General features: G+C 55.7%; 8 protein-coding genes, 1 tRNA gene and 1 pseudogene. All 10 read right to left on the reverse strand.

All coding sequences use genetic code 11. The features are described 5' to 3' along the window. Positions 1 to 653 (reverse strand): annotated as a pseudogene (locus ASN89_RS19715) (DNA-directed RNA polymerase subunit beta'); the annotation flags it as partial. A 109-nt stretch (positions 654 to 762) separates the two neighbouring features. After that, positions 763 to 4869 carry a DNA-directed RNA polymerase subunit beta gene (gene rpoB, locus ASN89_RS19720; protein ID WP_046682083.1) on the reverse strand — a complete coding sequence of 1369 codons (4107 nt, stop codon included), beginning with the start codon at positions 4867 to 4869 and terminating at the stop codon, positions 763 to 765. A 244-nt stretch (positions 4870 to 5113) separates the two neighbouring features. Then, a complete protein-coding gene (gene rplL / locus ASN89_RS19725) occupies positions 5114 to 5485 on the reverse strand; it encodes a 50S ribosomal protein L7/L12 (RefSeq protein ID WP_034753136.1) in 372 nt (123 codons plus the stop codon). Between the two features lie 67 nt (positions 5486 to 5552). Next, the gene (gene rplJ / locus ASN89_RS19730; protein WP_034753621.1) at positions 5553 to 6092 is read right to left on the reverse strand and encodes a 50S ribosomal protein L10; all 540 of its coding nucleotides are present in this window, start codon (positions 6090 to 6092) and stop codon (positions 5553 to 5555) included. Positions 6093 to 6412: 320 nt separating this feature from the next. Then, complete coding sequence (rplA, locus tag ASN89_RS19735; RefSeq protein ID WP_034753134.1) at positions 6413 to 7108, reverse strand: 50S ribosomal protein L1; 696 nt, start codon at positions 7106 to 7108, stop codon at positions 6413 to 6415. Next, a complete protein-coding gene (gene rplK, locus ASN89_RS19740) occupies positions 7108 to 7542 on the reverse strand; it encodes a 50S ribosomal protein L11 (protein ID WP_034753131.1) in 435 nt (144 codons plus the stop codon). Before rplK ends, rplA begins: the two co-directional genes overlap by 1 nt. Positions 7543 to 7657: 115 nt before the next feature. Beyond that, positions 7658 to 8284, reverse strand: coding sequence for a transcription termination/antitermination protein NusG (gene nusG, locus ASN89_RS19745; protein ID WP_034753130.1), 627 nt, complete (start codon positions 8282 to 8284; stop codon positions 7658 to 7660). After that, positions 8284 to 8667 carry a preprotein translocase subunit SecE gene (gene secE, locus ASN89_RS19750; protein ID WP_010394308.1) on the reverse strand — a complete coding sequence of 128 codons (384 nt, stop codon included), beginning with the start codon at positions 8665 to 8667 and terminating at the stop codon, positions 8284 to 8286. Before secE ends, nusG begins: the two co-directional genes overlap by 1 nt. A 32-nt stretch (positions 8668 to 8699) precedes the next feature. Then, a tRNA-Trp gene (locus tag ASN89_RS19755) sits at positions 8700 to 8775 on the reverse strand. A gap of 66 nt (positions 8776 to 8841) precedes the next feature. Then, positions 8842 to 9176: elongation factor Tu (locus tag ASN89_RS19760; RefSeq protein ID WP_082654669.1), on the reverse strand; the 335-nt coding region annotated here is incomplete at its 5' end.

Raw genomic sequence — 9176 nt, forward strand, 5'->3', positions numbered from 1 at the left:
GCGTATTTCTTGATCTTGGCTTCGGATTTCGATTCCTTCAGTTCCACGCGCAGGGTTTCGGCATCGCGGTGGATGTCGATCGAGCGCAGCAGTTCACGGATACCTTCGGCGCCCATGAAGGCGGTGAAGTCGTCGCCGTACTCTTCGTACTTGGCGGCGTAGTCGTCTTCCGACATGATCTGGCACTTTTTCAGCGGGGTCATGCCTGGATCGGTCACGACGTATGCTTCAAAGTACAGCACGCGTTCGATGTCCCGCAGGGTCATGTCCAGGACCATGCCCAGACGCGACGGCAGCGATTTCAGGAACCAGATGTGCGCGGTCGGCGAGGCCAGCTCGATGTGGCCCATGCGCTCGCGGCGCACTTTGGCCAGGGTGACTTCGACGCCGCACTTTTCGCAGATCACGCCGCGGTGTTTCAGGCGCTTGTACTTGCCGCACAGGCATTCGTAATCCTTGATCGGGCCAAAGATCTTGGCGCAGAACAGGCCGTCGCGCTCAGGCTTGAAGGTACGGTAGTTGATGGTTTCCGGCTTCTTGACTTCGCCGTAGGACCACGAACGGATTTTCTCAGGCGAAGCGAGACCGATCTTGATTGCATCGAAGGTCTCGTTGGTCTGTACTTGCTTGAATAGATCGAGCAGTGCTTTCATGTATCACTCCAGAGGTGATTAAATTTCTATATTCCTGAGACTACATTGCCCGGCGTGGTTTCCCAGCCGGGCTTTGTGTTTCCCAAACCAAATGACAGGGTGCTGTCGTTTAGTTGCGTTCGAGGTCGATATCGATACCCAGCGAACGGATTTCCTTGACCAGCACGTTGAACGATTCCGGCATGCCGGCGTCGATCACGTGGTCGCCCTTGACGAGGTTCTCGTACACTTTGGTACGGCCATTCACGTCATCGGACTTGACGGTCAACATCTCTTGCAAGACATACGACGCGCCATACGCTTCCAGTGCCCAGACTTCCATCTCACCGAAACGCTGACCACCGAACTGGGCTTTACCGCCCAGTGGCTGTTGCGTCACCAGCGAGTAAGGACCGGTCGAACGCGCATGCATCTTGTCATCAACCAAGTGATGCAGTTTCAGCATGTGCATGACGCCGACAGTGACCTTGCGCTCGAACGCTTCACCGGTGCGACCGTCATACATGGTCACCTGGTTTTTCGAAGCGGTCATGCCCAGGTTCTTGGCGATGTCGTCCGGATACGCCAGGTCCAGCATGCGGCGGATCTCTTCTTCATTGGCGCCGTCGAACACTGGCGTGGCAAATGGAACACCTTTTTTCAGGTTTTCCGCCAGCTTCATGATCTCTTCGTCGTCGAAGTCGTTCAGATCTTCCGCGCGGCCGTTGTCGTTGTAGATCGTCGTCAGGTACTTGCGCACTTGCTCGACCTTGGTTTGCGCCTTCAGCATTTCGCCGATGCGGATACCCAGACCCTTGGCAGCCCAACCCAGGTGAGTCTCGAGAATCTGACCAACGTTCATCCGCGAAGGAACGCCCAGCGGGTTCAGCACAACGTCGGCTGGCGTGCCGTCGGCCATGTATGGCATGTCTTCCACAGGAACAATACGGGAAACCACACCCTTGTTACCGTGGCGACCTGCCATCTTGTCGCCCGACTGCAGGCGGCGTTTCACGGCCAGGTACACCTTGACCATTTTTTGCACGCCTGGTTGCAGCTCATCGCCTTGCGTCAGTTTTTTGCGCTTCTCTTCGAAGGCCAGATCGAACTGGTGACGCTTCTCGTTGATCGATTCCTTGATCGCTTCCAGCGCTACCGCTGCATCGTCGTCCGCAGGGCGGATGTCGAACCAGTGGTATTTGTCCAGATCGGCCAGGTATTCCTTGGTGATCTTGGCGCCTTTGGCCAGCTTTTTAGGGCCGCCGTTGACAACTTTGCCGATCAGCATTTTTTCCAGACGCTGGAAGGCATCGCCTTCAACGATACGCATCTGGTCGTTCAGATCCAGACGGAAGCGTTTCAGTTCGTCATCGATAATTTGCTGGGCACGCTTGTCGCGCACGATGCCTTCACGGGTGAAGACTTGCACGTCGATCACGGTACCGATCATGCCCGAAGGCACGCGCAGCGACGTATCTTTCACGTCCGAGGCTTTTTCGCCGAAAATCGCGCGCAGCAGCTTCTCTTCCGGGGTCAGCTGGGTTTCGCCCTTCGGCGTCACTTTACCAACCAGGGTGTCGCCGGCCTGGACTTCAGCGCCGATGTAGACGATACCGGACTCATCCAGACGTGCCAGCTGATTTTCAGCCAGGTTCGAGATGTCGCGCGTAATTTCTTCCGCGCCCAGTTTCGTGTCACGGGCCACCACCGACAACTCTTCGATGTGAATCGAAGTGTAGCGGTCGTCCTTGACGACGTTTTCCGAGATCAGGATCGAATCTTCGAAGTTCAGACCATTCCATGGCATGAAGGCAACGGTCATGTTCTGGCCCAGCGCCAATTCACCCAGGTCGGTCGATGCGCCGTCGGCGATCACGTCGCGCTTGGCAACACGGTCGCCCACTTGCACGATAGGACGCTGGTTGATGTTGGTGTTCTGGTTCGAACGGGTGTACTTGATCAGGTTGTAGATGTCGACGCCCACTTCACCAGCGGTCGCTTCGTCATCGTTGACGCGAATCACGACACGGCCCGCATCGATGTAATCGACGATACCGCCACGCAACGCTTGCACGGTGGTGCCCGAGTCGACCGCAACGGTGCGTTCGATACCGGTACCGACCAGCGCTTTTTCCGGACGCAAGCAAGGCACAGCCTGGCGTTGCATGTTGGCGCCCATCAATGCACGGTTCGCATCATCGTGTTCGAGGAACGGAATCAGCGAGGCAGCGACGGAAACGATCTGGCCTGGGGCCACGTCCATGTACTGGATGCGCTCCGGGGAGACCAGGATGGTTTCGCCAGCTTCACGGGCCGAGACCAGTTCATCGGACAGCATGCCGGCGTCGTTGATGGTCGCATTCGCCTGAGCGATGATGTAGCGACCTTCTTCGATGGCGGACAGATAGTCGATCTGATCGGTAATCTTGGAGCCTTCGACCTTGCGGTACGGGGTTTCCAGGAAGCCGTATTCATTCAGGCGGGCATACAACGCCAGCGAGTTGATCAGACCAATGTTCGGACCTTCCGGTGTCTCGATCGGGCAGACGCGGCCGTAGTGGGTCGGATGCACGTCGCGCACTTCAAAGCCGGCGCGTTCGCGTGTCAGACCGCCGGGTCCCAGAGCCGATACGCGGCGCTTGTGGGTAATTTCCGACAGAGGATTGGTTTGGTCCATGAACTGCGACAGCTGGGACGAACCGAAGAACTCGCGAATCGCGGCCGAAATCGGCTTCGAGTTGATCAGGTCGTGCGGCATCAGGTTGTCCGCTTCGGCTTGGCCGAGGCGTTCCTTGACGGCGCGCTCAACACGCACCAGGCCGGCGCGGAATTGATTCTCGGCCAGTTCGCCCACGCAACGTACGCGACGGTTACCCAGGTGATCGATATCGTCGACTTCGCCGCGGCCATTGCGCAGTTCCACCAGGATCTTGATCACGGCCAGCACGTCTTCGTTCGACAGGGTCATGGCGCCGGTCAGTTCATCGCGGCCAATGCGGCGGTTGAACTTCATGCGGCCCACGGCCGACAGGTCGTAGCGGTCCGAGTTGTAGAACAGACCGTTGAACAGCGCTTCAACGGAGTCTTCCGTTGGCGGCTCGCCTGGACGCATCATGCGGTAGATCGCCACTTTCGCAGCCATCTGGTCGGCGGTGTCGTCGATACGCAGAGTTTGCGAAATGTAGGCGCCCTGATCCAGGTCGTTCGTGTACAAGGTCTGGATTTCGGAAATGTTGGCGTCGCGCAGGCGGCCCAACAGATCTTCGGTCAGCTCATCGTTCGCGGAAGCGACGACTTCACCGGTGTCGCCATCGACGATGTTCTTCGCCAATACGCGGCCCAGCAGGTAGTCTTCCGGTACGGAAATGTGCTTGATGCCGGCAGCTTCGATATCACGCACGTGTTTCGCGTTGATACGCTTGTCTTTCAGCACCAGGGTCTTGCCCGACTTGTCGACGATGTCGAAACGCGCCACTTCGCCGCGCAGACGTTCGGCAACAAATTCCATTTCCGCGCCTTCGGAGCGCAGGTTGAAATTGTCGAAGACAAAGAAATTGGCCAGGATTTGCTCATGCGACATGCCGATGGCTTTGAGCAGGATCGTTACTGGCATCTTGCGGCGGCGGTCGACGCGGAAGAACAGGATGTCTTTCGGGTCGAACTCGAAGTCCAGCCACGAACCGCGGTAAGGGATGATACGCGCGGAGAACAGCAGTTTACCGGACGAGTGGGTCTTGCCGCGGTCATGCTCGAAGAACACGCCAGGCGAACGGTGCAGCTGGGAAACGATAACCCGCTCCGTGCCGTTGATCACGAACGAACCGGTGGTCGTCATGAGCGGCAATTCGCCCATGTAGACTTCCTGTTCCTTCATCTCTTTGACGACGGGCTTGGTTGGCGATTCCTTGTCCAGGATCACCAGGCGCACTTTCGCGCGCAGCGGCGACGCGAACGTCAGGCCACGTTGTTGACATTCTTTGACGTCAAAGGCAGGATCGCCCAGAACGTACGACAAGAATTCGAGACGCGCAAAACCATTGTGCGACACGATAGGGAAAATCGAAGTGAAAGCCGACTGCAGGCCATCATTCTTGCGGCCGGACGGTGCTATGTCCTCTTGCAAGAAGCTATGATAAGACTCGAGCTGGGTCGCCAGCAGGAACGGAACGTGGTGAACGTTGGCGCGCTTCGCGAATGATTTGCGAATGCGTTTCTTCTCAGTAAATGAGTAGTGCATGGACACTCCGTGAGTGACAGAAAGGATAGAAAATTCAGGTTTTGCAAGTGTTCGTTTGCACCGCTGCGTGTGACACAGACGAAACCTCAAGGCTCTGCTTTCCGGCTTGAATCGAATAAAAACTGCTGCTACAACTACATGACAAATACGATGCAGACGACAAAGGAGCCAAAGTCGGATTTCCCCCCTTGCGAGGGGAAACCTCAGACTTTGACTCGGGCGCTAACTGCCGCCGGTACAGATATTACTTGATCGAAGCGGTTGCGCCGGCTTCTACCAGTTTCTTCTGTGCTGCTTCAGCGTCAGCTTTCGACACTGCTTCTTTCACAGTTTTTGGTGCGCCATCGACCAGGTCTTTAGCTTCTTTCAAGCCCAGGCCGGTGATTTCGCGAACTGCTTTAATAACGCCAACTTTGTTTGCGCCGAAGGTGTCAAGGATGACGTTGAATTCGGTTTGTTCTTCAGCAGCTGCTGCTGGGCCTGCTGCAGGACCGGCCGAAGCCATTGCTGCTGCGGACACGCCGAATTTTTCTTCGAATGCTTTAACCAGGTCGTTCAGGTCCATTACGGACATGGCGCTAACTGCTTCCAGGATATCGTCTTTGCTAATTGCCATTTTGAAACTCCTAAATTTATTACGTTAGTTACATCAGATTGGTACTGAGAGAAAAAAGCGCGCGCAATTAAGCGGCTGCAGGGGCTTCTTCTGCTGCTGCTTCTGCAGGAGCTTCGGCGCCTTCGCCTTTTTTCGCTGCCAGGGCAGCCAGACCACGTGCAAAGCCCGAAACCGGAGCCAGCATAACGCCCAACAACTGCGAAATGAGGACTTCACGGCTAGGAATGCTCGCCAACGCGGTGACAGCAGCTGTATCCAGCGGCTTGCCTGCGTAGTTACCTGCTTTGATGACCAGTTTGTCGTTGGTTTTAGCGAAGTCAGCGATGACTTTAGCTGCTGCAACGGCATCGGCCGAGATCGAGTAGATCAACGGGCCGGTCATGGCATCTGCCAGGCTGGCGAATGCGGTACCTTCAACGGAGCGACGAGCCAGAGTGTTTTTCAACACACGCAGGTACACGCCTTGGGCACGCGCTTTAGCACGCAGTTGCGTCAAGTGACCAACCTGGATGCCACGATATTCGGCCACGACGATCGTTTGCGCATTTGCTACTTGTGCGGAAACTTCGGCGACGACGGCCTTTTTGTCATTCAGATTGAGACTCACGGTCAACCTCCTTAAATGATGTTCGGCAATCACAACCGAGTGGTTGAGCGCCTTGCATCGGTTCGAACACGGCGTCCGAAGTCAAGAAGTACTAAACTGAGCGGATGAATTCACGCAGCATGAGGACTACAAAACTTGTTCGGGTACACCATCTGCGTTGGGCACTTGCCGTTGCCGGCAAGCCTATTAACCTTCTGCATGTGCGATCGCAGTCGGCCCAACGGTCTTTGATTGTCTGCCTGCCTGGCGCGAACACCGGGCAGACAGCCCAAAGATGCGCCCGCAGCGCCCGAAGGCGCTACAGGACTTGATTCTGTTACTTAAGCTGCCAGGCTAGCCTGGTCAACACGGACGCCAGCGCCCATGGTCGACGACAGCGAAACTTTGCGCAGGTACACGCCTTTGCTCGATGCTGGCTTGGCTTTGTTCAGTGCGTCGATCAGTGCGACCAGATTCGATTTCAGATCTGCGTCAGCGAACGATTTACGGCCGATGGTAGCGTGGATGATACCGGATTTGTCGGTACGGTACTGAACTTGACCGGCTTTCGCGTTTTTCACGGCGGTAGCGACGTCAGGAGTAACAGTGCCAACTTTCGGGTTAGGCATCATGCCGCGTGGGCCCAGGATCTGACCCAGGGTACCAACGATACGCATGGTATCTGGCGAAGCGATAACGATGTCGAAAGGCATGTCGCCGGCTTTGATCTGCTCAGCCAGGTCTTCCATACCAACGATGTCGGCGCCAGCTGCTTTAGCAGCTTCCGCTTTTTCGCCCGACGCGAATACTGCAACGCGCACGGTTTTGCCGGTACCAGCTGGCAGCACGACGGAGCCGCGCACCACTTGGTCGGATTTCTTAGGATCAACACCCAGTTGTACCGATACGTCGATCGATTCATTGAACTTGGCCGTTGCGCACTCTTTGATCAGAGCGACAGCGTTGTCGAAAGCGTACACTTTGGTACGGTCGACTTTGGCTTTCAAAGCCTTGATACGTTTGGATAACTTAGCCATTATACAACACCTTCCACCGTGATACCAATCGAACGAGCGGAACCAGCGATGGTGCGTACAGCAGCATCCATGTCGGCAGCGGTCAGATCAGGGGTTTTCAATTTAGCGATTTCTTCAGCTTGTGCGCGGGTCAGCGTACCGACTTTGTCGGTATGTGGCTTCGGCGAACCTTTGGTGATCGCAGCAGCTTTTTTGATCAGGTAGGTTGCTGGAGGCGTCTTCATCACGAACGTGAAGGACTTGTCAGCGAACGCGGTGATCACGACTGGAATTGGCATGCCTGGCTCCAGACCTTGGGTCTGTGCATTGAAGGCCTTGCAGAATTCCATGATGTTCAGACCACGTTGACCCAGAGCTGGACCGATTGGTGGGGATGGGTTTGCTTTACCAGCTGGCACTTGCAGCTTGATAAAACCAATGATTTTCTTTGCCATGATGGCTCCTATCTTGGATTGAGTAGTAGCGCCCCGCCGATCCTACCCTGGCGGGGCTCCTCTGACCGGATTTCGCTGAGACCGCTGCGACGCTCCTGGTGGCGCTTGATAATACTTAAACTTTTTCGACCTGGCCGAATTCGAGCTCCACCGGGGTAGCGCGGCCGAAAATGGTGACCGAGACGCGCACTTTGGATTTCTCGTAGTTGACTTCTTCGACATTGCCGTTGAAGTCGGTGAACGGACCATCCTTGATGCGGACTTGCTCGCCCACTTCGTACAAGGTTTTTGGACGGGGCTTTTCAACACCTTCCTGCATCTGCTTCATGATGCCGTCGATTTCGCGCGCGGAGATCGGCGTCGGCTTGTTCGACTTGCCACCAATGAAACCGGTAACCTTGCTGGTATTCTTGACCAAGTGCCAGCTCTCGTCCGTCATTTCCATTTCAACCAGCACATAGCCAGGATAGAAACGACGTTCGGTGACGGACTTCACACCATTCTTGACTTCGACAACTTCTTCGATCGGCACCAGGATCTGGCCGAACTGGTCTTGCATGCCCGCGCGCTCGATGCGCTCGGTCAGTGCGCGCATGACGCTTTTTTCCATGCCGGAATAAGCATGCACGACATACCAGCGCTTGCTGCTGACTGGCACGCTCAGCGCTGCACCAGTGTCCGCTACCGGAGCGTCGCCCGGAACGGACTCGTCCGCCGCTTCATCATGCACATTTTCGCTCATTATTTTTTCCAACCAAGAATTACGTCATACAACAAAAACTCGAGCAATTTATCCGTACCCCACAGGAAAATCGCCATGACCAGCACAAAGGCAAACACGATCGCAGTAATCTGCGTGGCTTCTTTGCGGGTAGGCCAAACGACTTTCTTGGTTTCGCGCACAGCTTCTTTGGCGAAATTGAGAAATTCACGGCCGGTCGTCGAGACATACAAGAGCGCAACAGCAATAACCAAACCAGCCACAAGCGCGCTTGCACGCACCAGAGCTGGTTGGCCTGCCAGGTAATAAAACCCGACTACTCCTGCAATCGCAGCCACTATTGCCAGCGCGACTTTTATCTTGTCACTCGACGTGCTAACGGTTTGCACGGATTGATTTGACATTTTTCTACTTTCGGTGCCCTGCACCTTGACGGTGGCAGGGACGGAGGGCATCGAACCCCCAACCTTCGGTTTTGGAGACCGACGCTCTGCCAATTGAGCTACGTCCCTACGTAAAACTTTCGAGGAGTGCTATTCTACCACCCAGGACGCCCCGGGTGGAAGCATAACATTTCCTTATGCGAGGATTTTTGCAACCACGCCGGCGCCGACGGTACGGCCGCCTTCGCGGATAGCGAAGCGCAAGCCTTCTTCCATCGCGATCGGGTTGATCAGCTTGACGGTGATCGACACGTTATCGCCTGGCATGACCATTTCTTTGTCTGCTGGCAACTCGATCGAACCAGTTACGTCCGTCGTGCGGAAGTAGAACTGTGGACGATAGTTGTTGAAGAATGGCGTATGACGGCCGCCTTCGTCTTTCGACAGAACATAGATCTCGCCGGTGAAGTGCGCATGCGGCTTGATCGAGCCTGGCTTGGCCAGAACTTGACCACGTTGCACGTCTTCAC

The organism is Janthinobacterium sp. Ant5-2-1 (assembly GCF_001445815.1).
Lineage (GTDB): Bacteria > Pseudomonadota > Gammaproteobacteria > Burkholderiales > Burkholderiaceae_D > Janthinobacterium > Janthinobacterium lividum_E.